Annotated in this window: 24 protein-coding genes; 19 read left to right on the forward strand and 5 right to left on the reverse strand. The window is 71.8% G+C overall.

The window, feature by feature from the left end:
- Positions 1 to 240: 240 nt before the first annotated feature.
- The 4 genes from ACIQRW_RS19285 (at position 241) to ACIQRW_RS19300 (ending at position 8,011) form a co-directional block, all read left to right on the forward strand.
- Entirely contained in the window at positions 241 to 645 is a 405-nt protein-coding gene (locus ACIQRW_RS19285; protein WP_003969111.1) for a globin, read from the forward strand.
- Between the two features lie 211 nt (positions 646 to 856).
- Positions 857 to 4,147, forward strand: coding sequence for an FtsX-like permease family protein (locus ACIQRW_RS19290; RefSeq protein WP_403761552.1), 3,291 nt, complete (start codon positions 857 to 859; stop codon positions 4,145 to 4,147).
- A 1-nt stretch (position 4,148) separates the two neighbouring features.
- Positions 4,149 to 7,010 carry an ABC transporter permease gene (locus ACIQRW_RS19295; RefSeq protein WP_403761555.1) on the forward strand — a complete coding sequence of 954 codons (2,862 nt, stop codon included), beginning with the start codon at positions 4,149 to 4,151 and terminating at the stop codon, positions 7,008 to 7,010.
- Positions 7,007 to 8,011, forward strand: a complete 1,005-nt coding sequence (locus tag ACIQRW_RS19300) for an ABC transporter ATP-binding protein (RefSeq protein ID WP_403761558.1) — start codon at positions 7,007 to 7,009, stop codon at positions 8,009 to 8,011. The genes ACIQRW_RS19295 and ACIQRW_RS19300 overlap by 4 nt, the downstream gene beginning before the upstream one ends.
- A 30-nt stretch (positions 8,012 to 8,041) precedes the next feature.
- Here ACIQRW_RS19300 and ACIQRW_RS19305 read toward each other — a convergent pair whose 3' ends face one another.
- From ACIQRW_RS19305 to ACIQRW_RS19320, 4 genes are all read right to left on the reverse strand, one after another.
- Positions 8,042 to 8,758 (reverse strand): hypothetical protein, encoded by a 717-nt coding sequence (locus tag ACIQRW_RS19305; RefSeq protein ID WP_403761561.1) that lies wholly within the window; start codon positions 8,756 to 8,758, stop codon positions 8,042 to 8,044.
- Positions 8,755 to 9,177 (reverse strand): acyl-CoA thioesterase, encoded by a 423-nt coding sequence (locus ACIQRW_RS19310; protein ID WP_403761564.1) that lies wholly within the window; start codon positions 9,175 to 9,177, stop codon positions 8,755 to 8,757. Before ACIQRW_RS19310 ends, ACIQRW_RS19305 begins: the two co-directional genes overlap by 4 nt.
- Positions 9,178 to 9,182: 5 nt before the next feature.
- On the reverse strand, positions 9,183 to 10,847 hold the full coding sequence (gene ettA / locus ACIQRW_RS19315) for an energy-dependent translational throttle protein EttA (RefSeq protein ID WP_215102464.1): 1,665 nt from the start codon (positions 10,845 to 10,847) through the stop codon (positions 9,183 to 9,185).
- A gap of 224 nt (positions 10,848 to 11,071) precedes the next feature.
- Entirely contained in the window at positions 11,072 to 11,893 is an 822-nt protein-coding gene (locus ACIQRW_RS19320; RefSeq protein ID WP_403761567.1) for a class I SAM-dependent methyltransferase, read from the reverse strand.
- Positions 11,894 to 11,949: 56 nt separating this feature from the next.
- Here ACIQRW_RS19320 and ACIQRW_RS19325 point away from each other — a divergent pair, with 56 nt between their 5' ends.
- The 15 genes from ACIQRW_RS19325 to ACIQRW_RS19395 all read left to right on the forward strand — a co-directional run bounded on the left by ACIQRW_RS19325 (position 11,950) and on the right by ACIQRW_RS19395 (position 23,261).
- Positions 11,950 to 12,666: a GntR family transcriptional regulator gene (locus ACIQRW_RS19325; protein WP_403761570.1), complete on the forward strand. Its 717-nt coding sequence runs from the start codon at positions 11,950 to 11,952 to the stop codon at positions 12,664 to 12,666.
- A 617-nt stretch (positions 12,667 to 13,283) separates the two neighbouring features.
- Positions 13,284 to 13,556 (forward strand): DUF6284 family protein, encoded by a 273-nt coding sequence (locus ACIQRW_RS19330; RefSeq protein WP_403761572.1) that lies wholly within the window; start codon positions 13,284 to 13,286, stop codon positions 13,554 to 13,556.
- Entirely contained in the window at positions 13,556 to 13,984 is a 429-nt protein-coding gene (locus ACIQRW_RS19335; RefSeq protein ID WP_403761575.1) for a hypothetical protein, read from the forward strand. The genes ACIQRW_RS19330 and ACIQRW_RS19335 overlap by 1 nt, the downstream gene beginning before the upstream one ends.
- Positions 13,981 to 14,823 carry a DUF2637 domain-containing protein gene (locus ACIQRW_RS19340; RefSeq protein ID WP_403761578.1) on the forward strand — a complete coding sequence of 281 codons (843 nt, stop codon included), beginning with the start codon at positions 13,981 to 13,983 and terminating at the stop codon, positions 14,821 to 14,823. The genes ACIQRW_RS19335 and ACIQRW_RS19340 overlap by 4 nt, the downstream gene beginning before the upstream one ends.
- Positions 14,823 to 15,161, forward strand: a complete 339-nt coding sequence (locus ACIQRW_RS19345) for an RRQRL motif-containing zinc-binding protein (protein WP_403761581.1) — start codon at positions 14,823 to 14,825, stop codon at positions 15,159 to 15,161. Before ACIQRW_RS19340 ends, ACIQRW_RS19345 begins: the two co-directional genes overlap by 1 nt.
- A 35-nt stretch (positions 15,162 to 15,196) precedes the next feature.
- Positions 15,197 to 15,448: a hypothetical protein gene (locus ACIQRW_RS19350; RefSeq protein WP_403761584.1), complete on the forward strand. Its 252-nt coding sequence runs from the start codon at positions 15,197 to 15,199 to the stop codon at positions 15,446 to 15,448.
- A gap of 86 nt (positions 15,449 to 15,534) precedes the next feature.
- The gene (locus ACIQRW_RS19355; RefSeq protein WP_403761587.1) at positions 15,535 to 15,915 is read left to right on the forward strand and encodes a DUF6251 family protein; all 381 of its coding nucleotides are present in this window, start codon (positions 15,535 to 15,537) and stop codon (positions 15,913 to 15,915) included.
- A 75-nt stretch (positions 15,916 to 15,990) separates the two neighbouring features.
- Positions 15,991 to 16,314: a hypothetical protein gene (locus ACIQRW_RS19360; RefSeq protein WP_403761589.1), complete on the forward strand. Its 324-nt coding sequence runs from the start codon at positions 15,991 to 15,993 to the stop codon at positions 16,312 to 16,314.
- Positions 16,315 to 16,397: 83 nt separating this feature from the next.
- A complete protein-coding gene (locus ACIQRW_RS19365; protein ID WP_403761592.1) occupies positions 16,398 to 18,557 on the forward strand; it encodes an FtsK/SpoIIIE domain-containing protein in 2,160 nt (719 codons plus the stop codon).
- Positions 18,558 to 18,856: 299 nt separating this feature from the next.
- Entirely contained in the window at positions 18,857 to 19,048 is a 192-nt protein-coding gene (locus tag ACIQRW_RS19370) for a hypothetical protein (protein WP_403761595.1), read from the forward strand.
- Positions 19,045 to 19,932 carry a bifunctional DNA primase/polymerase gene (locus ACIQRW_RS19375; RefSeq protein ID WP_403761598.1) on the forward strand — a complete coding sequence of 296 codons (888 nt, stop codon included), beginning with the start codon at positions 19,045 to 19,047 and terminating at the stop codon, positions 19,930 to 19,932. The genes ACIQRW_RS19370 and ACIQRW_RS19375 overlap by 4 nt, the downstream gene beginning before the upstream one ends.
- Positions 19,929 to 20,276, forward strand: a complete 348-nt coding sequence (locus ACIQRW_RS19380; protein ID WP_403761601.1) for a hypothetical protein — start codon at positions 19,929 to 19,931, stop codon at positions 20,274 to 20,276. Before ACIQRW_RS19375 ends, ACIQRW_RS19380 begins: the two co-directional genes overlap by 4 nt.
- Positions 20,273 to 21,526, forward strand: coding sequence for a DUF3631 domain-containing protein (locus tag ACIQRW_RS19385; RefSeq protein WP_403761605.1), 1,254 nt, complete (start codon positions 20,273 to 20,275; stop codon positions 21,524 to 21,526). Before ACIQRW_RS19380 ends, ACIQRW_RS19385 begins: the two co-directional genes overlap by 4 nt.
- Before the next feature lie 174 nt (positions 21,527 to 21,700).
- Positions 21,701 to 21,934, forward strand: a complete 234-nt coding sequence (locus ACIQRW_RS19390) for a helix-turn-helix transcriptional regulator (protein WP_403761608.1) — start codon at positions 21,701 to 21,703, stop codon at positions 21,932 to 21,934.
- Positions 21,935 to 22,004: 70 nt separating this feature from the next.
- Positions 22,005 to 23,261: a tyrosine-type recombinase/integrase gene (locus ACIQRW_RS19395; RefSeq protein ID WP_403761610.1), complete on the forward strand. Its 1,257-nt coding sequence runs from the start codon at positions 22,005 to 22,007 to the stop codon at positions 23,259 to 23,261.
- Positions 23,262 to 23,441: 180 nt separating this feature from the next.
- Here ACIQRW_RS19395 and ACIQRW_RS19400 read toward each other — a convergent pair whose 3' ends face one another.
- On the reverse strand, positions 23,442 to 24,929 hold the full coding sequence (locus tag ACIQRW_RS19400; protein WP_403761612.1) for a Cys-Gln thioester bond-forming surface protein: 1,488 nt from the start codon (positions 24,927 to 24,929) through the stop codon (positions 23,442 to 23,444).
- Positions 24,930 to 25,017 lie beyond the last annotated feature (88 nt).

Consider the following 25,017-nt stretch of genomic DNA (forward strand, 5'->3'; position numbering starts at 1 on the left):
GGGCTTTTCGACCCTCGGTCCTAGGGAGTGTCCGCAAAGTATCGTCGTCCGCCCTCTGGGCGGGGCCTGCGGCGTCTGGTGCGTGCTCTCGCAAGGCGCCGGAGTGTCCTAGTAGCGGAGCTACTCGGGCATTTCGGCAACGCCGCGAGAGTGCGTGCCAGGCGTCGTGGGCCAGACGAGACTTTGCGGACACGACCTAGGACCCCGGTCCTCGGTCGGCGCGTCTGCGACCATGGACGGGTGACTGAGATTCCGCGCGACACGCTTCAGGAGCAGACCTTCTACGAGCAGGTCGGCGGCGAGGCGACCTTCCGGCGCCTGGTCCATCGCTTCTACGAGGGCGTGGCGGGCGACGAGCTGCTGCGGCCGATGTATCCGGAGGAGGATCTGGGTCCGGCCGAGGAGCGGTTCGCGCTGTTCCTGATGCAGTACTGGGGCGGCCCGCGCACCTACAGCGACCACCGGGGTCACCCGCGGCTGCGGATGCGGCACGCGCCGTTCCGGGTGGACCGGGCGGCGCACGACGCCTGGCTCGCCCATATGCGGGTCGCGCTGGACGAGCTGGGGCTCGCACCCGAGCACGAGCGGCAGCTGTGGGACTACCTGACCTACGCCGCCGCCTCGATGGTCAACACCGCCGACTGATCATCGCCAACAGCACCGACAGCGTCGGCTGATCACCTGTGCACGATCTGTGACCGGGCAACTCCGGAATTCGACACTCCATCTCCGCATAACGATCACGATCGCATCAAGGTGTACCTGTAAGCGGTTACCAGAACCCTGTTGCCTCTGAAAGCATCACCGGTACGTCGGGGGGCGTGCGCACGCGGTGTTTCCGGGGCTGGGGGATCAGGTGACGGGTTTCGTCCTTCTGCGGGTGAGGGCTCATCGCCTCCTGCTCTCCGCGGCCGTCCTGGCCGTCCTGCTGACCACCTCCGTCCTGGCGGCGCTCACCGCGTTCTCCGATTCCGTGGGCGACTCGGCCCTGCGTCACTCGCTCACCCACGGGTCGGCCGCCTCCGCCGCCCTCGTCGTCTCCGCGTCCGTGGACCACGAACAGCGCGCGGAGGCCGACGACGCCGTCCGCAAGGCCTCCCGTGACGCCTTCGACGGGCTGCCCGTGACCGTGGGGAAGCTGGAGAGTTCGGGGTCGTACGCGCTGCCGCGGAGCCTCCAGGACCCGGCCGCCCGGCGCGGCAAGGAGCCGGACCTCACCCACTTCGCCGCCCTCGACCCGAGCCGGGTGCGGATCACCGGGGGCAAGGCGCCCGCGGCCCCCGACGGCGCGGGTCCCGTCCAGGTCGCGCTGCCCGTCGTCGCCGCCGAGGCGCTGAAGCTGAAGCCGGGCGCGCGGCTCACCATCACCGACCGGCTGCGCGACAAGAAGCAGCGGGTCCTGGTCACCGGCGTCTACGAGGCCGCCGACCAGTCCGACCCGTACTGGCAGTTGGACCCGCTCGGCGGGCGCGGGGTGCGCAAGCTCGCCTTCACGACGTACGGCCCCCTGCTCACCGATCCCTCGGTCCTCGCCTCCGGTGTGCTCGCCGAGGGCGAGACGTCCTGGCTGGCGTCCGCCGACTTCGCCGAGCTGACCACCGGCTCCATGGAGGGGCTGCGCGAGGCGTCGGCCGGCGCCCCGAAGGCCCTGACGGCCGCACCGGTGTTCGCCTCCGGGGTCACCGCGCGGACGTCGCTGCCCACCGTGCTCGACCAGCTCGACCGGGCGCTGCTGGTCTCCCGCTCCACGCTGATGATCGTCGCGGTGCAGCTGGTGCTGCTCGCCGCGTACGCCCTGCTGCTCGTGGCCCGGCTGCTGAACAGCGAACGTGACGGGGAGCGCGAACTGCTGCGGGCCCGGGGCGGTTCGCGGGGCCGGATCACTTCGTTCGCCGCGATCGAGGCACTGTTGCTCGCCGTGCCCGCCGCGGTGGTCGCTCCCCTGCTCGCGGGCCCGCTGACCGGGCTGCTGGCCGAGCGCAGCGCCCTGGCCCGGATCGGGCTGAAGGTCCAGGAGGCCTCGACCGGCACCGTGTGGCTGGTCTCCGCGGCCGTCGCGCTGGCCTGCGCCCTGGCCGTGGTCGCTCCGTCCCTGACGGCCGGGGCCGGTGGGCGCAGGACCCGGGCCGCTTCACTGCCCGGGCCGGTGCGGGCGGGCGCGGACCTCGGGCTGCTCCTCGTCGCGGCCGTGGCGTACTGGCAGTTGGACCGGCAGTCCGGCAGCGGGGCGCTCAGCGGTGACCAGGCGGGCAACCTCGGGATCGACCCCCTGCTGGTCACCGCCCCCGCGCTGGCACTGCTCGCCGGGACCGTCCTCACGCTGCGCCTGCTGCCGCCCGCGGCGAAGCTCGCCGAGCGGCGTGCGGCCAAGGGCCGGGGGCTGCCCGCGGCCCTGGCGGGCTGGCAGTTCAGCCGACGCCCGTTGCGCGGGGCGGGGCCGGTGCTGCTGCTGGTCCTGTCGGTCGCGATGGGCATGCTGGCGATCGGGCAGAGCGCCTCCTGGAACCGCTCGCAGTCCGACCAGGCGGACTTCGGCACCGGCGCCTCGGTCCGGCTCGTGGGCGGGCACGGGAGCGGTCCGGCGACGGCCGGCTCGTACAGCGCCCTGGAGGGGGTGCGGCAGGCGGCCCCCGCCTACCGGGCGGACGTGGAGGTCTCCGGCGGGCGCACCGCGGAGGTCATCGCCCTGGACACCGCGCACGCGGACGAGCGGATGCTGATGCGCTCCGACCTCGCCGACGGAAGCCCGCGGGAGCTGTTCGGGGCCATCGCCCCGGAGCGGGCCCCGCGCCCCGGGCTCGTACTCCCCGAGGACAGCAGCCGGTTGAAGCTGGACCTGCGGATCACCACGGTGTCGAAGCTCTCCGGGGACAGCCTGTACCCGGACCCGGATCCGCCGGTGGTCACCGTGCTCCTGGAGGACCGCTACGGTCTCCCCTACCGCGCCCTGGCCGGCCCCGTGCCGGTGGACGGCCGGCCGGTCCCGGTGTCCTTCCCGGTGTCCGCGGCGGGCGGTCTGGCCGTCATCGGCATCGAGGTGGACGCCGCCGCGCCGTCCGACTACGCGCGCGAGCACCGCGTCTCGGTGAGCGACGTGCGGGTGGTCGCCGCGTCGGGCGCCGAACGCCCGGTGCCGGCCCCGGAGTCGCTGCGCTGGGACGCGGCCATGACGCTCACCGAGTTCGGCGAGGACCGGCCGGGCAAGCCGCCGGTGCGCAACGGCGCGGCGGGCCTGCCGGACTTCACGTACGACACCGGCGTGGACAGCGAGGACAACTGGGAGCCGACCAGCGGCACCCTGCGGGTCACCGCCGCCCGGCCGAAGGCCGCCGCGGTCAAGGCGGTCGCGACGGACGCCTATCTGAAGAGCACCAACGCGAAACTGGGCGACGAGATCGACGTCACCCTGGCCGGGAACACCGTCCGGGTGACCCTGGCGGAGACGGTGCGCCGGCTGCCGACCACCGGGGCCGACGGGGCGTCCGGCACCCCGGACCCGGTGGCGAGCGGCGGCGCGCTGCTGCTGGACCTCAAGGCCGTCACCGAGGTCCTGGCCCACCGGCCGACCGCCACGATCGAGGCGACCGAATGGTGGCTGAGCGCCGCCCCGGGCGACGCCGCGAAGGTGGCGGCCGCCCTGCGCGCCCTGCCGGACACCGATCCGGCCCAGGTGCTGGTCCGGGCGGAGGCCGCCCAGCGGCTGGTGGACGATCCGCTGGGGGCGGGGCCGCAGTCGGCGCTGCCGGCCGTGGCGGTGGTCGCCGCCGCGCTGGCGGCGGTCGGCTTCGCGGTCAGCGCCTCGGGGTCCCGGCGCGAACGCTCCGCCGAGTTGGGCGTGTTGCGGGCGCTCGGTGCGCCGCGCCGCCAGCTGGCCCGCATGATCGCCGCCGAACAGGGCGTACTGATCGCGCTCGCCCTGCTCATCGGGCTCGGCATCGGCACGGTACTGACCCGGGCCGTCGTTCCGCTCATCGTGCTGACCGGACAGGCCGACCGGCCCGTTCCACCGGTGCTGGTCGAGCTGCCCGCCGGGCAGGTCGCCGCGCTGCTGGCCGGGGTCGCCGCGCTGCCGCTCGTGATCGTCGCGACGATGGCGCTCCGCCGCGGGGACCCGGCGGTCACACTGCGCCACCAGGGGGACCACTGACATGCGTCACAACAACCGGGCGGCCACCGCCCCGTGGATCCGTACCCGGCTGCGTACCGCGCCCGGTGCGGCGGCGGCACTCGCGGTGCTGGTGCTGGTGACGGCGTTCCTCGCCGCGGCGTTCCCGCGGGCCGTGGACGCGTACGAGACGAAGGGGCTGCGCCACGACATCCTGTCGGCGGACGCGAGCCGCAGCGTTCTGGAGGTCGCCCGCCCGCAGCCCGGGCTGGAACTGCCGCAGAAGCAGCGGGACGCCGAGGTGCGGAGCCCCGAGCTGACGCGGGTCGGGGGCGGGCTCCTGAAGGCGCTGCCCGCACCGCTGCACGCCGACACGTCGTCGGTCGCGTCCGGGGTGCGCACCACGAAGCCGGTCCTCGCGGACGAGCCCTGGCTGCCGAGGCCCGACGCGATTCCGCCGCGGCTCTCCTACGTGGCGCAGTCGGGGCTGAAGGAGCACGCCACCCTGGCCTCGGGCGCCTGGCCGACGACGCCGCGGGAGGTCACATCGGACTCCCGTCAGGTGCAGGGCGCGGTCACCGAGGAGACGGCGGCCGAGCTGAAGGTGAAGGTCGGCGCGACCGTCGAGCTGCTCACCGCGGCCCAGGAACCCATCACCGTGACGATCACCGGCATCGTGGCCCCGCGCGATCCGCGCGGCAGCTACTGGTCCGCCGATCCGCTGCTGCGCACCCCGTCCCTGGTGCCGGACCCCGAGGCCCCCTTCCCGGTGTACTACTGGACAGGCACCGTCCTGCTGGCCGAGGACGCCGGTCCCGCGCTCCTGAGCACGGCCACCGATCCGGTCCTCTTCTGGCGGATCCCGCCCGACCCGGCCGGGCTGACCGGCCCCGACGGCGCCCGGCTGACGTCCGTCATCGCCTCGCTGGAGAGCGGCCCCGGGCTGCTGAAGGTGCGGGAGACCGCCGGGGACACCGCGGTGTTCGCCACCGGGCTCGGCCACATCGTGGAGGCCAACGCGCGGATGCGCGACGCGATCAGTCCCGTGATCGCGGTCGCCGCCCTCGGCATCGGCTCCGTGGCCGCCGTCGTGCTGCTGATGACGGGGGCACTGATCGCCGCCCGCCGCCGCAGCGAACTGGCGCTGATGCGCTCACGCGGCGGCTCGCTGCGCGGCATCGGCGGCCGGCTGCTCGCGGAGACGGCGGTGACCGTGCTGCCCGCGAGCGCGCTCGGGCTGCTGCTCGCGGTGCTGGCCGTGGGCGAGGGCCGGTGGTGGCCGGGAGCGCTGGCGGCCGCGGGCGTCGGCCTCCTGGTGTGCGTCGCCCTGCCGCTGCGGACGACGCTCCAGCACATCCGGCCCACGCTGCACGGGGCCCGCGAGGACATGGTGAGCGCCCGGCCCTCGCGTCGGCGGACCGTGGCCGAACTGACCCTGCTCGTGCTGGCGGTCGGCGCGGTGACGGCGCTGCGCCGTCGCGGTACGTCGTCCGATGGCGGCACCGACCTGCTGGTCAGCGCCGCGCCGGTGCTGGTCGCGCTGATCGCGGCACTGGTGCTGGTGCGCCTCTACCCACTGCCTCTGCGGCTCGCCACGCGCCCTATGGCCCGGCTGCGCGGGGCGATCGGCTTCCTCTCGCTGGCCCGCGCCGGCCGTTCCTCGGCCGGCGGGGCGCTGCCGCTGCTGGCCCTGCTGCTGGCGCTGGCCACGGCGGCGTTCGGCGGCTCGGTGATCGCCGGCATCGGGGACGCGCGGGACGACGCCGCGCTGGCGTCCATCGGCGCGGACGCCAGGATCAGCGGCGTGAGCGAGCGGACGACGCTGCCCGACGAGCTGGTCAGCGCGGTGCGCGACCTGGACGGCGTACGGGGCGCGGCACCGCTGCGGATCGAGCACAGCGTGGCCCTGCCGGAGGCCGTGGCCGGTGACGGCGGAGCGAACGGGAACGGTGCCGGTACGGATACGAGTACGGGTACGGGCGGCGGCAGCGCCGAGGACGTGGGGGCAGCGGCCATGGTCGGTGTCGATCCCGCCCGGTACGCCGAGCTGGCCCGCGCGACCGGGCTGCCGGCCTTCCCGGCCGCCCGGCTGAAGGCCACCGGCCCCTCGGCCCCCCTCCCCGGGGGTACGGAGTCCGGCCCGGAGCGCGTCCTGCCGGCCATCGCCTCCCCGGCGGTGGCGGCCCGCCTGGGCAAGGAGCCGCAGGCGCTCGACACGCTGTCCGGGAACTTCAAGGTCCAGGTCGTGGGGACCACCCCGCGGGTCGCCTCGGTCTCCACCACGAACTTCCTGATCGTGAACTCCGCCGCCCTGGAACAGCGGGCGCCCACCACGCTGCTCCTCACCGGCGCGCCGGATGCCGGGAAGCTGCACGCGGCGGTCGAAGGAAGCGGCAAGGAGTACGCCGTACAGCTGCGTTCCGAGGAGCGCGCGCGGTATGTGAACACCCCGATGCAGGCGGGGGCCGAGCGGATCTACCTCGCGGCCGTCGCGGCGGGCGCCGGATACGCGCTGCTGGCCGTACTGCTGTCGCTGCTCCAGACCGCGCCGGAGCGCAGGACGCTGCTGGCACGGCTGCGCACGATGGGGCTCACCACCGGGCAGGGCAGGCGGTTGCTGGCCTTCGAGGCGACGCCGCAGGCCCTGCTGGCGGCGGGTGGCGGGCTGTTCACCGGCTGGGCGACCATCGCCCTGCTCTCCCCCGGCGTCGATCTGGTGCCGCTGGCGCTCGCGGGCGTCGCCGGATCGGACACGAGCCCCGTCCTCCTGCGCACCGACCTCTGGTCGCTGGGGCTGCCGGCCGCCGGGGTCGTGGCGCTCGCCGCCGCGGTCGCGGGCGTTCAGGCGTGGTGGGCGAGCCGCCGCGGATCGATCACCGAACTCAGGGCAGGAGACTCCCGATGACCTCGTCCACCGAGACGGCAGGCACGGCCCGCGCGGCCGAAACGACGCTGGCGGAGCTGGAGCAGCGGGCCGCGGCCCGCCGGGACCGCCCTTCCTACGGGCACGACGCGCTGATCGCCTGCGATCGCGTGGTGCGGATCTTCACCACGGACGGGGTGGAGGTGCAGGCCCTCCAGGGCCTCGATCTGCTGGTCACCGAGGGCGAGTTGATGGCTCTGGTGGGGGCGTCGGGCAGCGGCAAGTCGACGCTGATGAACATTCTGGCGGGCCTGGACGTGCCGACGGCGGGGTCGGCGAAGGTCGCGGGCTGCGATCTGCTGTCGATGGGCCCGAAGGAACGGCTGCGCTACCGCCGGGACGTGGTCGGGTTCGTCTGGCAGCAGACCGCCCGCAATCTGCTCCCGTATCTCACCGCGATCCAGAACATCACCCTGCCCATGCAGTTGCGCGGTGGCGGCAGCAAGCGCGAACGGGCCTCCCGCGCCGAGTCGTTGCTCACCATGCTCGACATCGCGGACTGCCGCGACCGGCGCCCCCAGCAGCTGTCCGGCGGGCAGCAGCAGCGGGTGGCCATCGCGGTGGCACTGGCCAACTCCCCGTCCGTGCTGCTCGCGGACGAGCCGACCGGGGAGCTGGACTCGGCCACCGGGGAGCAGGTCTTCGCCGCGTTCCGGCGCGCCAACGAGGAGTTGGGCACCTCGATCGTGATCGTCACCCATGACCAGGCGGTCGCGAACGAGGTGCGGCGTACGGTCGCCATCCGCGACGGCCGTACCTCGTCCGAGGTGCTGCGCCGTACGGAGGTGGACGCGGCGACGGGCCAGGAGTCGCAGGTGGCGCGGGAGTACGCGATGCTCGACCGGGCGGGGCGGCTCCAGCTGCCCGCGGACTACACGCAGACGCTGGGCATGGAACACCGGGTGCTGCTGGAGCTGGAGCAGGACCACATCGGCGTCTGGCCGGACGCGCACGGGGCGGCCCCGGAGGAGCCGGGCAAGTAGGACCGGCACCAGGACAGTGCGGGAGGGCTGTCAGCGGGGGCCGACGGTGAAGGGCAGGGCGCCGAGCTCGCCGCTCGTCGCCCTGCGCAGGGCGATCGAGCCGTACGGGGTCCGCAGCCGGAGCCAGCTGCCCGAGGACAGCAGCGACACCGGGAACCGCGGGTCGGCCCGGAGGAAGCCGAGGGACTGGGCCGCGTGGACGGCCCGGAGCGGAAGGTCCGTGGTCCCGACCGGCCGGGACCAGATCTCCCGGCCGATACGGTCCCGCACGGCACGGGTGCGCCGCTCCTCGGGCAGGGCCTCGTCCCGGGTGCGGAACTCGGTGACGGCTCCGTCCAGCGCGGCGCGCAGAGCGTCCGGCCCGGGCAGCCCCGGCTGCTCCCGCCAGGGCCCCCGGGGCGGCAGGACACCGGTCCAGGGCGGCCCGGTGACAGGGGCGGGCAGCGCACCGGCGCCCGGCTCCGGGGCGCCCGCGGGGTCGCCGGGGGCGGGAACGTCGAGGGTTTCCAGCAGCTCCCCGGCCGACACCGTGACGTCGAGCGTCTCGGGGCGGGCCAGGCGGGCGGCGCGGATGGCGAGGACCTCGAAGGAGGGCGGACGGCCGAACACGGCCAGTGCGTCGCCGCCGCCCGCCTGCAACCGGACCGCGGCGGCCCGGTCGTAGTGGAGCAGCCGGCCGAGGAAGGCGGCGAGATCCGCCGCCTCCCTCGCGTCGGCGAACCGCAGCGACTGCACGGGCACGGTCATGCCGCGGCGGTCTCCTCTGCCAGGTACTGCTGGAGGAAGAGCTTCTCCTCGGCGGAGATCCGCCGGGGCCGCTCCGCCGCCAGGTCGTACGGCACGACGACGGTCGAGGCGCGTACGTACACCTGGTCGGCGTCCTTGATCTCATAGGCGATCGTCAGGGACGCGGCGCCTATCTTCGTGACCCACGACTCGACGGTCACCGGCTCGTGCCGGTGGACCAGCGGGCGCACGTAGTCGATCTCGTGACGGGCCACGACGGACCCGCCCGAGAACGACGGCGAGCCGTCCCCGGGCGCCAGCCGGAACATGAAGTCGATGCGCGCCTCCTCCAGGTAGCGGAGGAAGACCACGTTGTTGACGTGGCCGAAGGCATCCATGTCCGACCAGCGCAGGGGGCAGCTGTAGAGGTGACGAGCCAAGACGATCAGCCTCGCGTGAGCTTCTTGTACGTGGCACGGTGCGGGCGGGCCGCGTCCGCGCCGAGCCGCTCGATCTTGTTCTTCTCGTACGACTCGAAGTTGCCCTCGAACCAGTACCACTTGGAGTCACCCTCGTAGGCGAGGATGTGCGTGGCGACGCGGTCCAGGAACCAGCGGTCGTGGGAGATGACCACAGCGGCGCCCGGGAACTCCAGGAGGGCGTTCTCCAGCGAGGAGAGCGTCTCGACGTCGAGGTCGTTGGTGGGCTCGTCGAGGAGCAGCAGGTTGCCGCCCTCCTTGAGCGTCAGCGCGAGGTTGAGGCGGTTGCGCTCACCACCGGACAGGACGCCGGCCGGCTTCTGCTGGTCCGGGCCCTTGAAGCCGAACGCGGAGACGTAGGCGCGCGAGGGCATCTCGACCTGGCCGACGTTGATGTAGTCCAGCTCGTCCGAGACGACGGCCCAGAGGGTCTTCTTCGGGTCGATGTTGGCGCGGGACTGGTCGACGTAGGAGATCTTGACGGTGTCGCCGACCTTGATGGCGCCGCTGTCCGGCGTCTCCAGGCCCTGGATCATCTTGAACAGCGTGGTCTTGCCCGCACCGTTCGGACCGATGATGCCGACGATGCCGTTACGGGGCAGCGTGAACGACAGGTCGTCGATGAGGACCTTGTCGCCGAAGGCCTTCGAGAGGTTCTCGACCTCGACGACGATGGAACCGAGCCGCGGGCCCGGCGGAATCTGGATCTCCTCGAAGTCCAGCTTCCGCATCTTGTCCGCCTCGGCCGCCATCTCCTCGTACCGGGCGAGTCGGGCCTTGGACTTGGTCTGGCGGCCCTTGGCGTTGGAGCGGACCCACTCCAGCTCTTCCTTGAGCCGCTTCTGGCGCTTCTCGTCCTTGCGGCCCTCGACCTTGAGGCGGGTGGCCTTGCGCTCCAGGTACGTGGAGTAGTTGCCCTCGTAGGGGATCGCGCGGCCGCGGTCGAGCTCCAGGATCCACTCGGCGACGTTGTTCAGGAAGTACCGGTCGTGGGTGACGGCGACGACGGCACCCGGGTACTTCGAGAGGTGCTGCTCCAGCCAGTTCACCGACTCGGCGTCGAGGTGGTTGGTGGGCTCGTCGAGGAGGAGCAGGTCCGGGGCCTCGATGAGCAGCTTGCAGAGCGCCACGCGGCGCTTCTCGCCACCGGAGAGGTTGGTGACGGGCCAGTCGCCGGGGGGGCAGCCCAGGGCGTCCATGGCCTGCTCCAGCTGCGCGTCCAGGTCCCACGCGTTCGCGTGGTCCAGGTCCTCCTGGAGCTTGCCCATCTCGTCCATGAGCGCGTCGGAGTAGTCGGTCGCCATCAGCTCGGCGACCTCGTTGAAGCGCTTGAGCTTGCCCATGACCTCGGCGGCGCCGTCCTGGACGTTCTCCAGGACGGTCTTCTCCTCGTCCAGCTTCGGCTCCTGCATGAGGATGCCGACGCTGAAACCGGGCGAGATGAAGGCGTCACCGTTGGACGGCTGCTCCAGGCCCGCCATGATCTTCAGCACCGTGGACTTACCGGCACCGTTGGGCCCCACGACACCGATCTTCGCGCCGGGCAGGAAGTTCAGGTTGACGTCATCGAGAATCACCTTGTCGCCGTGCGCTTTGCGCGTCTTGCGCATGGTGTAGATGTACTCAGCCAAGAGAAACCGTCCGGCAGCAATAGAGGTGTGGGCAGATACACCCCATCTTGCCTGACGGCCACCCGCCGGGGGAAACCAGCATGTGCGCACGCCCCTGACCTCGGGCGGAGGCCTGACGCAACTGCGCGTCACGGTCGTTGAAAGTCGTTGTCGGGCGTCATTGGTCAGCCCCTGACGGCCCACAGGCGGCCCGGCGCCACCGCTCCGCCCGCAGGTCAGGGGCATCAGTCGGCACTGCTGGCGGGCACCGTGCCGACAGCCAAGAGGTGCGAACTGGCGGCAAGGAGTTCCGGGTACGGCTCCGCCATGCGGGCCGCGTCGAGGGCTGAGGCGATCAGCTCATCCGTGGGACCTTCGCCCGGCTGCTGTTCCGCCGCTTTCACCAGCGACCAGGCGGGGCCCTCGATGCCGAAGACCTGCACATCCTCCAGTCCGGAAGCGACCAGCTCCGCCACCAGCTCTTCGGCCCGGTGGAAGTACGACAGGGTGAACCCCCGCGCGCCGTCGTAGACCGCCGTCTCCAGAATCTTGGAGACGGAGTTGTGAATCCGCTCGGTGTGCAGGTGGGCGTACGTGACGTGCTCGAAGAGCGACGCATAGCGATTGATCGCGGCAGCGGCGACCAGCCCGCCCGGCTTGGCCACCCGAGAGGCTTCCGCGAGAGCCCGCTGCCGGTCGGTGGGGTCGGGCAGGTGGTAGAGCGGCCCGAGGAGCTGCACGACGTCGAAGGTGTCGTCCGGCTCGGGCAGCTCACGCGCGTCCCCGACAACCGCCGGGCACACCGCCGACGCGGCCTCAACGTGACGGGGCACCGGGTCCACCAGAGCGACGTCGTAGCCGTCCTTCACCAGCCATTCAGCGTGAATCCCGGTCCCCCCGCCCACGTCGAGCAGACGCGCCGGCGCAGGCGGCAAAAACCTTCGGAGGAGTTCCTGAGTCCTGACCAGTTCCATCCGACCGTCTGCCGAGCTGCGCAGACGGCTGTCCTCATCGACCGTCTCGCCATAGAACCGCATCACGGAGGGTGCCAATTCGAGATTCGACATGGTCGCAGTATCGTGTGTACCGGTGGACCAGTCCAGCGCAGGAAACAGGGGAAGCCATGGCAGTTCTGAAGTACGAAGAGATCGCAGAGTTCCTGCGCGCCCGCATCGCTGCTGGTGAGATCGCGCCCGGCACCACGATTCCCTCGGGCCGCGAGTTGGCCGAGCAGTGGGATGTGTCACGAGCCACCGCCATCAAAGCCGTCGATGTACTGCGAAACGATGGCGTGGTCGTGGCCAAGCAGGGAACCGGGTTCGTCGTCACGGAGACGCCCGTTGCACGCCCCGCCGGGGCCCGCCGTGCGGGATCGGCGCGCATCCTGGGCGGAATGCCGTTCCTGCGCGTCGGTGAGCCTGATTGGGCGGAACCCCCCGCCCACGTCGCCGCCGCCCTGGGGCTCCCCCCTGGGACGACGGCTCTTCGGCGCGTTCGGGTCCTCCAGCTCCCGGATGGAACGCCGAACAGTTGCGTTGAGGCGTGGTTCCCCCCGGAGGTCGCGGAGGTGTCGCCGCGCCTTGCCGACACCAACCCGATCGCCGAAGGCACAACGCGCTACATCCGGCGCCAGACCGGGCGGGCCCCGGCCGAAGGCGTGGACGTCACCACCGTGCGCGGCGCGTCGGAGACGGAGGCGGAACGCTTGAGGGTGCCGCAGGGTGCACCGGTAGCAGTGCTGTTGCACACGGCGTATGACGAGCAGGGGAAGCCGCTGGTCTGCGAGGAGGGCGTTACCCCCTCCTCGCTCTTCGAGCAGGTGGACACCTACGCCATGTAGGCACGCAACGAGCAACAAAGACGGCTGGACCGGTCCACCGGTTCAGCTTTTTTTGTTGCTAGAAAACACCCCTCCACCTGCGCTTTCCCTCACGTCGGAGCGGCAGCCCGCAGATTCCACGCTTGACTGGACCGGTCCACCGGTCCAGTCTCTTGTTGTGGCCATCGCCCGATCCGGGATCTCCGGAGTGGGTCGATTCCGTCACGCTAAAACTCAACAGCGTGATCCACCGCAGCACGACGACCGTGACCGTTCCGGCCGAGGCGAGTGGAGACCAGCCGACCGAGACCGGGCCCGCGCAGCAACGCGGACCCCACACCCCAGACGGGGGACACGCCATCGGCTCTAAAGAACCGCACGGCACAACCTTCGAAGCTGCGACGACTTCCGGGATTTCGGACCTCCCCGGAACGAGCAGCGCCGTGCGAATCGGAGAACCGAAGCACCAGCGCTCTCGGTGCTCGGCATTCACCGCCCGCCCTACCGGCGGGCTGCGGTGCCGGGTCGCCGTGGTCGCTCGTAGTCCACGAACGACCTCTCAGACGGCGCGAGGCCCCGGTGCTCGAACACCGGGGCCTCATTTCGGGCCGTACTACCTGCTAGGGAGAACACGACCCATGAAGAGCATCGCAGCACTTCAGGCGGCCGTTACGGCCGCCGCCCCGTTCGACGGTGAGCCGTCGAACGCCGAGCTGGACGCGATCGAGACGGAGATGCCCGCCATCCTGGCGGACGTTGTCCTGCTGGACGCGCAGATCATGACGATCGACCGCACGCCGACGGAGCTGGACGAGCGGCGTATCCGCCGGGCCCGCCGGCGGGTGCTGGCCGCCCGCCGGGAGCTGGCCAACCGGTCGGCCGTCGTGAGCCTGTCGGGGGGTGCGGCCTGATGAGCGGTCGCTTCGATCTCACCGCGTACGACCGCAGCCAGATCCTCGCCGCCCGGCAGGCCCTGGCGGATGCACAGTCCATGAGCCTGCTGGATGTGTCCGCCATGGCCCGGATGATCGGCCGCCTTGAGGTGACCGTGGAACAGCTGGTCGAGCTGGTCGACGCGCCGCCCGCCGGCACTCCGGTGCGGTGCCCGGCCGCCCACTCGGAGGACCCGACCCCGTGCGGGGGCCCGGCCGTCGTGACCGTCGTCGACGCGGAGAACGCGGGTGCAGACGGGTGCGAGCACCACGCCGCCCGCATGCTCGCCTCGATCAGCGGCGCCCGACCCGTCGCCAAGCCCGACGCCCCCGCCGGGGTGGCCGTACGGATCTTCCGCACCGCCCACCACACGCACCCCTTCCCGTGGCGGGGGGAGCAGTCATGAACCGCTTCGGCAAGGGCCTGCTGATCGCCGCTCTGGTCGGTGTGGTCGCGATGGCGTTCCGGGTGTCCTGGAACGCCCTGCGCGACGTCGCCACCGCCACCGGGGCCGACCCCACCGCCGCGACGCTCTACCCGTTCGTCGTCGACGGACTGATGGCGCTCGCCCTGGTCGCGACCCTGGTCCTGACCGGTGACGCCCGCCGCTTCGCCCTGCGGGTGCTGGCCGCCTACACCCTGGCCTCACTCGTCCTCAACTACGTCCACGGTCTCGTCCCGCAGCTTCACGACGAGGTGGTCGACTGGGGTCGACTGGCCGACTGGGACCCCGCCAACTGGGCGCTGGTCCTGCTCGCCACGTCACTGCCGGTCGGGTCGATCTACTTCGGCTCCGACCTCGTCGCCAAGGTGCTCCACCACCAGCCGATCGAGCCTCCGACCGATTCCACGAATCAGGAGGAATCGACCGAGACGACCGTAAAACGGTCGACGGCTGACCTGGATGTATCGACGCCCACCCCGATCACTCCGGCACCGGCCCCGGCGGCGCTGGAAGCCCCGGTGGTGGTCGACCTCGTGAAGCCGACCGATCGGGCCCCGGCCGGTGCGGTGGCCGCCGAGTCGACCCGCCCCCGCCGGGCGACCGGCCGCGTCCCCGACGCAGCCCGATCGACCCGACCGACCCGCACCGCCGAACAGCTCCTGACCGAAGCCCGTGCGGCTACAGCCGACTGGGCCGACAAGGAACTGACGGCCGAGGGCATCCGGCGGGCCGTGCGGACGTCGCCCACCAGGGCGCGCGATCTGCGCGAGACCCTGCGCGCCGAACGCACCGCAGCCTGATGGCCGACGTCTACCGGTGGCGTCTCGCCCCCGATGGCCTGGCCACTCGCCGTCAGCTCCGCGCGCTGGGGTTGCGGCCGGGTGGTCAGGACGTCGTCGCCGAACTCCACCGCCCCCGCCGACGCCGCGCACCGCTGGTCGCCTACCTCTACCGCGTCGACCAGGCCAAGCCCGTACGCCCCATGACCCCCGCCCGCGCCGCCGCGCTCGCTGCGGCGATGCGGGCCCGCCGTACCTGCCCCAACTGCTTTGTCGACGCCGGGTACTGCATCCCGCGCTCGCTCGGCATGTGCGTCACCTGCCACGACACCCCCAGCAGCCAGGTTCTGGCCGCTTGAACCTGTTCCGCCCAACGCGTCGAAAGGCCACACACATGGGATTCCTCGACCGCCTCATCGGCCCGCCCGGTTCCGGCTCCGCCGGATCGATCGGCACCACCGGGCAACCGACACCGAACAACACCCCGGCCCCCGCGAATGAGCAGGCGATCCGCTCCGCGTTCAGTGACCGCCGCGAAGCAGCCCGCCGCCACTACAAGAAGACCGGCGACAGCGGCCCCATGTGGCAGGCCAAGGCCGACGAAAGCGACGCGATCAACGCCAGTCGTCGCAATCGCCGACGCTGACCCGTCCGCCCCGGAACACGGCCTGAGGCCGCCGGATCGACTCCGGCCCGGGGCACTCCCGCGCACCGCCCCACGGAAGGACCCGCATGGAACAGCACCTCCCCGCCCCCCGGCTGCCGTCCGTCGTGCAGCTCCCGGACGGCACCCCCGCCTACACCGACCACCTCCCCGCCACCTACCAGCCCGCCAACGCGGTGCCGCAGGTCGTCCACGTCCACCAGGCCCCGCCCGACCGCACCGTTCAGCGTCTCGCGCTCGGCTCCGGCATGGGCGCCGGTGCGGTGGCCGCCGGGGTCTACTTCGGCCCGCTCCTCGTCGGCGTCCTCACCGCGATCGCCGCGAACCTCGCCCTGCTCGCCCTGATCGCCTCTGTCTGTGCGTGGGGCGTCGTGACCGTCGTGAAGTCGGTCGGCGGGCCGGACGGCAAGGCCGCCGCGTCCTCGCTGCGCAAGGGCCGCCGTCGCTGACGGCCCCCTGTCCGTCCGGTCTCGTACCGGGCGGGCGGAGGGCTGGACAGACCGGCCCCACCAGGGAGGTGCACCGTGTACAGCTACACCCGAGCTGAGTCCCGCGAGCGCTCCAAGCTGTTCCGCAAGGGCTTCCGTCAGGCTCTCGCGGACTGCGTCGACCCCGCGATCCGCCAGCAGATCGAGCGCATCGACCGGTCCGCCGCCGAGCGCGGTGCGCAGGAACTGGCCGCACTCCACAGGGTCCAGGCCGACGCCCGCCAGGACCTCGCCACCGCCAAGGCCGTTGAGCGCACCGCCCCGCGCGCCGAGAAGGCCGCCGCGCGGGAGGCCCGTAAGCAGGCCGAGCAGCGCGTCCGCCTCGCTGAGCGGGCCGCCCACAAGGCCGAGCAGAGCTGAGCGGGGGCGGCCGGACCGGCCAAGGACACCGGCCGCCCCCTTCACCCCAACCCGTACCACTGAGCAGGAGAGGCACGTTCATCATGACCGAACCCGCCGTGCAGGTTCCCGGAATGGGGACCGTGCACCACCTCGACGACCACCGCCCCACCACCCCGCCGGCCGAACCGGTCACCCTGGTCAAGGACCCGCCGCCCGAGTCGACCAGCACTCCGCCCACGGCTGTCCCGCAGGTGTCGCGGGTGGTCCGCACCGGCCGCGCCCTGCGCACCGCCGCCACGCACGAACGCACCCGGGCGACCGGCCGGTTCACCGTCCGGCACGGCATGTACGTCGTCGGCGGCGGGCGGATCGTGGCCCGCCGTGCGTGGGAGGGCCGCACCGCCTCCCGCTACGAGCGGATGCTCAGGGCGGCGGAAGCCGCGGGGAACCTCGACCTCGCCACCGAGTGGGAGGAACGCCTCTCCCGCTTCCGCGCCGCACGCCACCAGCGCCGCATGGACCTCCTGTCCGCGCCGGTCAAGGCGGCCAAGGGGGCGGCGGCCGGGCTCGGCATCACCGCCGGTGGCCTGCTGCTCCTCGGGATCATCCTCGCCGTCGCCAACGAGAACTTCGCCGACCTCGCCACCCCCACTCTGGCCCTCATCGAGCTGATCCGGTGGATCGTCGTCGTCATCACCGTGGTGTGGGGCCCGCTGGTCGTCCTCGGACCGTGGGCCGCCTTACTGGCCCTGTGGGGAGTGGGACGGCACCAGCAGGCGGCACCGCAATGGGTCCTCCCCGCCCGTCCGGCGGACGTCGGTGCGCCGGTCACCCCGTCCGTCGTCGTCACCGCCCTGCGGGATCTCGGCATCGCCCCGCTGCGGCAGGCGGTGAAGGAGATGGGGGACGCCGGGGCCGCGATGCTCGGACCGATCCGGATCGCCGGATGCGGCGTCGAAGTCGACGTCACCCTCCCTTCCGGCGTCGCCACCGACGAAGTGCAAAAGCGCCGGCGGAAGTTGGCGGAGAACCTGTCCCGGCACGAGCACGAGGTGTTCATCACGATCGCGCAGGCCGCCCGCACCGTCCGGCTGTGGATCGCGGACAGCGGCGCCCTGGACGAGCCGATCGGCCCCTCCCCGCTGATGACGGACACCACGCTGACCGCCGACTACACCAAGGGACGGTCCCCCTGGGGCCAGGACCTGCGCGGCGACGCCGCCCTGATCAGCCTCTACCAACGCCACATGCTCATCACGGGGCTGTCCAACCAGGGCAAGACCGCCGCCCTACGCGCACTCGCCCTCTGGCTCGCTCTCGACCCCCGGGTGGAGTTCCGGGTCGCGGACCTCAAGGGCGTCGGCGACTGGGGCATGTTCGACGGGCTCGCCACCGTGCTCATCCAGGGGCCGACCGATGACCACGTCATCGAGGCAACCGAGATGCTGGAAGACCTGGTCAAGGAGATGGACCGCCGCATCCAGGCACCGCCCGGCACTGTCTTCACGCCGCTGATCGGGATCGTGGATGAGGCGCAGGTCGCGTTCATGTGCCCCGTCGTCGACAGCGCGAAGCGGCCCTACGGAGGGTCGAAAGCTACGGCCCGGTACTTCATGGCCGCCCGGAAGATCCACAACCAGGGGCGGGCCGTGGACGTGCTGCTCTACCAGGGCACCCAGGACCCCACCGACCAGAACCTCCCCAAGCTGGTCCGCGAAGGAGCCCACACCCGCGCCTCCCTCGCCCTCGGCACCGAGTCGCAGGCCCGCATGGCGCTAGGGGACAAGGCGGTGGACGGCGGGGCTGCGCCGAACCTGCTGCGGCCGGGCCTGGACAAGGGCACGGTCGTGGTCGCCTCGGACGGGATCAAGATTCCCGCCGGGCAGGCCGCTCTGACGGTGCGGACGCACTACATCAGCACCGACGACGCCGCCCAGATCGCCGACCGGGCCAAGGCCCTGCGCGACGGGGTCACCACCCTCCACACCGTCGACAACGGCACGGACCGCGACCCGCTCATGGACGTCATGACCGTCCTCGGAGACACCTCCCGCGTCCTCACCACCGATGTCCTCAAGCGCCTCACCGCGCTGAGCGAGGAGGCCTACGGCGAGTGGTCGCACCTCGACCTGAAGCGGGTCCTGGACGGCACTGGGGCCGAGCCCTACAAGTCCGACGGCCGGATGGTCGTCGGCCGTGAGCGGCTTGCCCGGGTCCTCGCCAACCGCGACACCGAGGGTTCCGCTTCCGCTGCCGAGTAGCAGGGAGGCGGGCCCCGCACGGTCAGGGAGGCAGGGAGAAGTCCCTGGCCCCCTCCCTGACCCGTCTCCCTGGCCCTGACCAGCAGAAATGATCTGTCAGGGAGTCAGGGAGGCACCGCAGGTCAGACCCCCGAAACCCCCTCCACATGCACCCCGACAGGGGGTGCCCAAGCCTCCCTGCCTCATCGACGGCAGGGATTCCGGATACCACCCGGCAAGCCGAAAGCGGCCCCCTCTCACGCCAATGATCCGGGGCCGCTCTCGTCTGCCAGAACCTTCCAGAACTGGAGACATCCATCATGACTCACCCCACCCCCGTGCGGGAGGCCGCACGCGTCGTCGCGATCGAGGCCGCCCGCGCCTACGTCGCGAGCATCGGCGTCATCGACCTCACCAACGCCGGTGTCCTCGTCGGCCACCTCATGGCCGCCGAGACCCTGCTCATGGAGATCGTTGCCGCGCATGACGAGCCCACCGAGGCGACAGCATGAACGCCCACATCCTCACCGCCGCCCTGGACGCGGCTGGGCGCGGGTGGCGCGTCTTCCCGCTCCGCCCCCGCGACAAGCGCCCCGCCCTCCACGGCGAGACCGCCTGCCCCCGCACCGGCGACTGCGCGGCCGGTCACCGGAAGTGGGAGCAGCGGGCCACGACCGACCCGGACCGCATCCGCGTCGCCTGGTCGGCGGGGGCGTTCAACGTCGGGATCGCCACGGGCCCGTCCGGGCTGGTCGTGGTGGACCTGGACATGGCCAAGGCGAAGGATCTGAAAGGAACGCCTGACGGCGTCACTTCTCTGCAAGCGCTCTGCGAGCGCGCCGGGCAGGCCGTCCCCGCCACCTACCGGACCCGGACCGCGAGCGGTGGACACCACCTGTACTTCACCGCCCCGGACGGGGTCCGGCTCGGCAACAGCGCGGGCAGGCTCGGCACCCACATCGACACCCGCGCCCACGGTGGCTACGTCGTGGGTGCCGGGAGCACCCTCCCGAACGGTGCGTACGAGGTGGTTGACCCCACCGAGCCCGTACCGCTCCCGGAATGGCTGTACGCCCTTCTGGCGCCCCGTCAGCCCGTCCGGGGCCTGACGGCTGCGCCCGTGCCGGTTCGGGCCTCCAATTACGCCGCAGCGGCTCTCAGGGCCGAAACGGCGGCCGTGGCCGGGGCTGGGGAGGGTGTGCGGAACTGGACGCTGGTTCGGGCCGCACGAGCGTTGGGGCGGTTCATCCCGTCCGGCGACCTCGCCCGCCATGAAGTAGAGCAGGCTCTTAATTCGGCGGGATTGCGGGCCGGACTCCGCGAGAACGAGTGCAGGGCTGCCGTGGCGAGCGCTCTGAACTGGTCCATCGCCAACAACCCCGGGCGGCCGGCATGACCCCCGCCCCGAATCCCCGCCTTAAGAGCCTGCCTGCCGCCTCGAACACCCCGCAGACCGCCAGCCCCGCCGCAGCACAGATGACCGGTGGCGAGCTGAAAGGCGTCGCCGAAGGCGTCCGCGTTGCTGTTCTCCCTGACCCGCACACGGTCACGGTGACCGGCATCCGCCCCGGGCTCACGGTGTGCGGGCTGGGACGCAACCAGATTCCCGCCGCCGACTGGCTCTGTGCCTGCGGCCACCACGAACGCGCCCGTGGCCGCAACGCCGTGACCGACCTGACCACCCGCGCCCGCGTTGACCACTGCCCGCACACCGAGCAGCACCGGAGGAACGCCGCATGAACACCCCCGCCCAGCAGCCCAAGGCACCCATCGACGGTGCTGCCCTGCTCGATAAACTTGAGGCCTTTCACCGCCGGTTCAACGTCTTCCCGACCGAGTCCGCCTACGTCGCGGTCGCCCTGTGGGACGCGCACGCCCACCTGATCGACTGCTTCGAGACCACCCCGCGCATCGCGTTCCTCTCCCCGGAACCGGGGTCGGGGAAGTCCCGGGCGCTGGAGATCGTGGAAATCCTCACCCCCCGCCCCATGAGCACGGTGTCCGCATCCGCGAACGCCCTCTACCGGCTCGTCGACTCCGCCGAGGGACTGCCCACCGTGCTGTTCGACGAGGTGGACACCATCTTCGGCCCCAAAGCCGGGGCGGACGAGGCGCTGCGCGGGTTCCTGAACGCCGGATACCGGCGCATCGGCGGGGCCCTGCGGTGCGTCGGGGACGGCTCCAACCAGAACGCCCAGGTCTTCGGCTCCTACTGCGCCGTCGCCATGGCCGGACTCGGCTCCCTCCCCGACACCGTCCTGACCCGGTCGGTCATCATCCGGATGCGGAAGCGGGCCCCCAACGAGAAGGTCGAGCCCTACCGCCAGCGCATCCACGAGAAGCAGGGCCACGCCCTGCGCGACCAAGTCGCGAAGTGGGCCGACACCGTCCGCGACCAGGTCGCCAACGCCTGGCCTCAGATGCCCGAAGGGGTCACCGACCGGCCCGCCGACGTATGGGAACCGCTGCTCGCCGTCGCGGACGCGGCCGGCGGAACCTGGCCCGCCCGCGCACGGGCCGCCTGCCTGGACCTGATCAACGCCGGACAGGACAACGACGAAGCATCGCTGGGTGTCCGGCTGCTGACCGACCTGCGCGACACCGTGTTCTGCGGCGCCGACCGGGTGCCCACCGCCGTCATCCTCGAAATCCTGCTCCGCATGGACGACGCCCCCTGGGGCGACCTGGACGACAAGCCCCTGAACTCCCGCACACTCGCCAAGCTCCTCAGCCAGTACGTCACCCCGGCCATCAAGCCCATCAAGCCGCGCGGCATCCGCACCCCCTCCGGCACCCCCAAGGGCTACTACGCGGAAGACCTCACGGACGCCTGGACCCGGTACTGCCCCCCGCCCCCCGAGGAATCCGCAACATCCGCCACAGCCGCCACACCGCAGGTCAGCGGGGGTGAATCCGTGGCGGATACCGCCACACTCACCCGCCACACGTCTGCGGAAACCGCAACACCGCTCTTCCCGGTCGCGGGCTGACTCCCAGTGCCACCAGGTGCCGCCACACGTCCGCGTGTGGCGGCACCTATCCGCCACATGACCGCCATCCGCCACAAACGCAGGCCCCTGACCTGCGGTGTGGCGGCGTGGCGGACGTTGCGGATCTGCCAGGACAGGGCGGGCACCCACCCGCCACACCCAGAGGAGAATCCCGTGGCCACGACGACTCCCCCAGACCCTCGGGCCGCCCTCCGGGGCGGTCTCCCCGATCGCTACCTCACCCCCGAAGACCTCATCAAGATGTTCAAGCTCAAGAGCAAAGAGACGCTCTACACCTGGCGGAAGACGGGCACCGGCCCGCCCGGCTTCCGTGTCGGCAAGCACCTCCGATGGGACCCCGCCGCCGTGCGCGCGTGGGTCGAGAACAACACCGACACCGCCGCCTGACACTCACCAACCCGCAGGGGCACGACCATCGCCGGGTCGTGCCCCTGCCGCATGCCCACAGGAGCATCCATTGGCCGGCCACATCCAAGACCGTTGGTACAAGAACGAACCCGGACCCGACGGAGAGCCCCGCCGGGTCAAGAGCGACCGATACGGCTCCGGACTCCGCTACCGCGCCCGCTACATCGGCCCGGACGGCACGGAACAGTCCAAGAGTTTCCCCGACCGAAAGAAGGGTCTCGCTGAGAAGTGGCTTACGCGCATCGAAGCGGACATGGACGCGGGGCAGTACATCGACCCCAAGGCGGGGCAGATCGTCTTCCGGGACTACGGCGAAAAGTGGCTGGGCGGGTTGACGACGGACCTGGGCAGTCAGGAAGTCGTGGGCAGGCGAATCCGGCTGCATGCAGTCCCCTACCTGGGTACGCGCCCCATGGGGTCGTTCAAGCCGGAGCACATGCGTACGTGGCTGAACACTCTCCAAGTGGCCGTGCCCAATGGCACCTATCGTCGCGCGATCTACGACACGGTGTCCGCGCTGTTCAACGCTGCGGTGGACGATGGAGTGATCAGGTCGAATCCTTGCCACGCCCAGTCGGTTAAGCCCCCGACCCCGGAGCAGCGGCTGATCGTGCCGTGGACCGAGGACCGCGTACTGGCAGTTCGTTCGGGGGTGCCCGACCGGTATGCGGCCACCGTGGACGCTGGCGGAGGCTGCGGTCTGAGGCAGGGGGAAGTTCTGGGCCTTGCCGAAGACAACCTGGACTTCAAGACGGGTTGGGTGCACGTCCGTCAGCAGATCAAGCGCGTAGGCGGCACCCTCGTCTTCGCCCCTCCCAAGCGCGGCAAGCTCCGGGACGCGCCTCTCAGTGATGCGGTGGGAGCTGGCTTGCAGGAGCACATGGGCTTGTTTCCGCCCGTCGCTGTCACGCTGCCGTGGAAGACCCCGAACGGCCCCCTGGTGACACGGAAACTGGTCTTCACCAGCTCTGTCGGCAAGGCCATCTGGCGGAGCTACTTCGATGACTACGTGTGGAAGCCAGCCCTGGCGCACGCCAGCGTCATCCCGCCCAGAGAACCGGGACAGCGCTACGCAGCCGCTCCTGACGATGGAATGCACGCCCTGCGGCACTTCTACGCGTCGGTGGTCCTGGAAGCCGGAGGGAGCATCAAGGCGCTGAGTACCTACCTGGGGCACTCCGACCCCGGGTTCACGCTCCGGATCTACACTCATCTTCTGCCCAGCAGTGACGAGAAGGCCCGAGCCGCTATGTCGTCCGTGTTCCGGCGGGTTCACCCGCTGGATGACCTCGCGGCGGCGGCCTGACGGCCCACAGACGGCCCACGGCCCCGATTCGGCCCCTACCAGGCGATTCCGTCGCAGGTCAGGGGTCGAATTGCGCTCTCGGGCCGCCAGAAACACCCCATCTTGCCTGACGGCCCTCCCCGGACGGAAACCCGTCCGGGGATCGACACGGGAACGGCGTCACTTCCCGCGTACGGACGGTCACTCACCGTCGGAGTGCGGCGCCTTCCGGCGGAGGAGGAAGACCGCGCCGCCGCCCACGACCAGCAGTCCGATGGCGACCGCGGCGAGCATCGGGGTGGCGCTGGAGCCGCCGGTCTCGGCGAGGTCGCCCGCCGGCCCCGATGTGACGGAGCCGGTCGTGGCCGGGACGGACTGCTGGGCGCTCCGCGTGCCGATGTCGTTGCCGGCGTCGCCCGCGCCCTCACGGTCCAGGACACTGCCGCTGGTGGCGCAGTCCAGCACCCCGGTGAAGGTCCTGGTGAACCCGCCGGGCCCGGTGATGGTGAAGTCGTACGCCTGGTCCTCGGCGACGGGGACCGTCACCGTGCGGGTGGTCCCGGCGGCGATGGTGTGCTCGGTTCCGGCCAGCTCGAAGGTGAAGGGCTCGTCGCCCCGGTTGGCGGCCGTGATGTCCACGCCGCCCGCGGCGCAGTTCTTCCGTGCGGACAGTGCGGGGGCGGCACCCTGCTCGGCCCAGGTGGCGCCGGCCCGCGCGGAGACCGTGGACTCGCTGGAGCCGGCCAGGATCTGGGTCTGGGTGCGGCCGGTCCCGACGAGGGCCCGGCCGACCGGCACGGAGGTGGTGGCCTGGACGGTCAGGGAGGCGGTGCCGTCGGCGGTGTCCTTCGGCACGGCGAAGTAGAGCCGGTCCCCGTCCGCCGCGGCGGTGACGGGGGCGCCCTTCTCGTCCGTGACCGCGATGCCGCTGACCGCCGCGTCCACCGGGGGCGACACCGAGACCTGGTCCGCGGCGGTGCGGACGGTCACGGGGCCGAGCCGCTCACCGGCCCGGCCGGAGACGGCGGCTGGCTCCAGGGTCAGCGAGGCCCGGGGCTCCTTCGTCTTGCGCGCGTTGCGGTGCAGCCAGTCGGCGAGCTTCTCCGCCTGCTTGTCCGACGCCGTGACATCGGCGTTGTCCGAGTAGCGCCAGATGGCGACCTGGGTCCCGGCGGCGGCGGTCCGCTCGGTCAGCGGGCCGGTGCCGGCCGCGTCGGCGAGCGCGGCCAGGTCGTCGACCTGGGGGTAGGAGTGCTGGAGGATCCAGCGGATCTTCCCCGCGTTCCGGTTGGTGCTCAGCGAGGTCTCGGCCCAGGGCGTCTCCAAATACCTCGCCTGGTCCTGGGTGGGGTTGTGCAGGTCGATGCAGTAGGTCTTGAGCTTGCCGCCGCCGTCCACGGTCATCTCGAACAGTCCGGCGGGCAGCTCCTGGGTCCGGTCGGGCGCACCGTCCTTCCCCGCGAGGCGGAGCACGGCGCTGTCGAAGGTCTTCAGCCCGTCGAGCACCGCGGCCGCGCCGCCGTGGTGCCGGCCCGGGTCCTCGGCCGCCGCCGGTCCGGCGCCGACGAGTGCGGCAGCCGCGACGAGACCGGAGAGCAGCAGCGCGGCGACCGGGCGGCGGGTGCCGCGGCCGGGGGGCGCCCCTGTCGTGCCGGACGACGCAGCGGACGCTGAAGACGCAGAAAACACAGAATTCCCCTCCGGGCGAGGCCCTCGCGCATGGTGCGCGTGTGGGGAATGCCTCGCCAGCAGACCCAAGTGACCCGTGAGCACTGGG

The sequence above is a fragment of the Streptomyces sp. NPDC091287 genome, assembly GCF_044768525.1.
In the GTDB taxonomy this organism is placed as follows: domain Bacteria; phylum Actinomycetota; class Actinomycetes; order Streptomycetales; family Streptomycetaceae; genus Streptomyces.

Excerpts from the sequence above, each read along its gene's own strand:
- ACIQRW_RS19295 (WP_403761555.1), top strand. The coding sequence starts at position 4,149 with ATGCGTCACAACAACCGGGCGGCCACCGCCCCGTGGATCCGTACCCGG.
- ACIQRW_RS19300 (WP_403761558.1), top strand. The coding sequence starts at position 7,007 with ATGACCTCGTCCACCGAGACGGCAGGCACGGCCCGCGCGGCCGAAACG.
- ACIQRW_RS19305 (WP_403761561.1), bottom strand. The coding sequence starts at position 8,758 with ATGACCGTGCCCGTGCAGTCGCTGCGGTTCGCCGACGCGAGGGAGGCG.
- ACIQRW_RS19320 (WP_403761567.1), bottom strand. The coding sequence starts at position 11,893 with ATGTCGAATCTCGAATTGGCACCCTCCGTGATGCGGTTCTATGGCGAG.
- ACIQRW_RS19325 (WP_403761570.1), top strand. The coding sequence starts at position 11,950 with ATGGCAGTTCTGAAGTACGAAGAGATCGCAGAGTTCCTGCGCGCCCGC.
- ACIQRW_RS19330 (WP_403761572.1), top strand. The coding sequence starts at position 13,284 with ATGAAGAGCATCGCAGCACTTCAGGCGGCCGTTACGGCCGCCGCCCCG.
- ACIQRW_RS19335 (WP_403761575.1), top strand. The coding sequence starts at position 13,556 with ATGAGCGGTCGCTTCGATCTCACCGCGTACGACCGCAGCCAGATCCTC.
- ACIQRW_RS19340 (WP_403761578.1), top strand. The coding sequence starts at position 13,981 with ATGAACCGCTTCGGCAAGGGCCTGCTGATCGCCGCTCTGGTCGGTGTG.
- ACIQRW_RS19345 (WP_403761581.1), top strand. The coding sequence starts at position 14,823 with ATGGCCGACGTCTACCGGTGGCGTCTCGCCCCCGATGGCCTGGCCACT.
- ACIQRW_RS19350 (WP_403761584.1), top strand. The coding sequence starts at position 15,197 with ATGGGATTCCTCGACCGCCTCATCGGCCCGCCCGGTTCCGGCTCCGCC.
- ACIQRW_RS19355 (WP_403761587.1), top strand. The coding sequence starts at position 15,535 with ATGGAACAGCACCTCCCCGCCCCCCGGCTGCCGTCCGTCGTGCAGCTC.
- ACIQRW_RS19365 (WP_403761592.1), top strand. The coding sequence starts at position 16,398 with ATGACCGAACCCGCCGTGCAGGTTCCCGGAATGGGGACCGTGCACCAC.
- ACIQRW_RS19370 (WP_403761595.1), top strand. The coding sequence starts at position 18,857 with ATGACTCACCCCACCCCCGTGCGGGAGGCCGCACGCGTCGTCGCGATC.
- ACIQRW_RS19375 (WP_403761598.1), top strand. The coding sequence starts at position 19,045 with ATGAACGCCCACATCCTCACCGCCGCCCTGGACGCGGCTGGGCGCGGG.
- ACIQRW_RS19380 (WP_403761601.1), top strand. The coding sequence starts at position 19,929 with ATGACCCCCGCCCCGAATCCCCGCCTTAAGAGCCTGCCTGCCGCCTCG.
- ACIQRW_RS19385 (WP_403761605.1), top strand. The coding sequence starts at position 20,273 with ATGAACACCCCCGCCCAGCAGCCCAAGGCACCCATCGACGGTGCTGCC.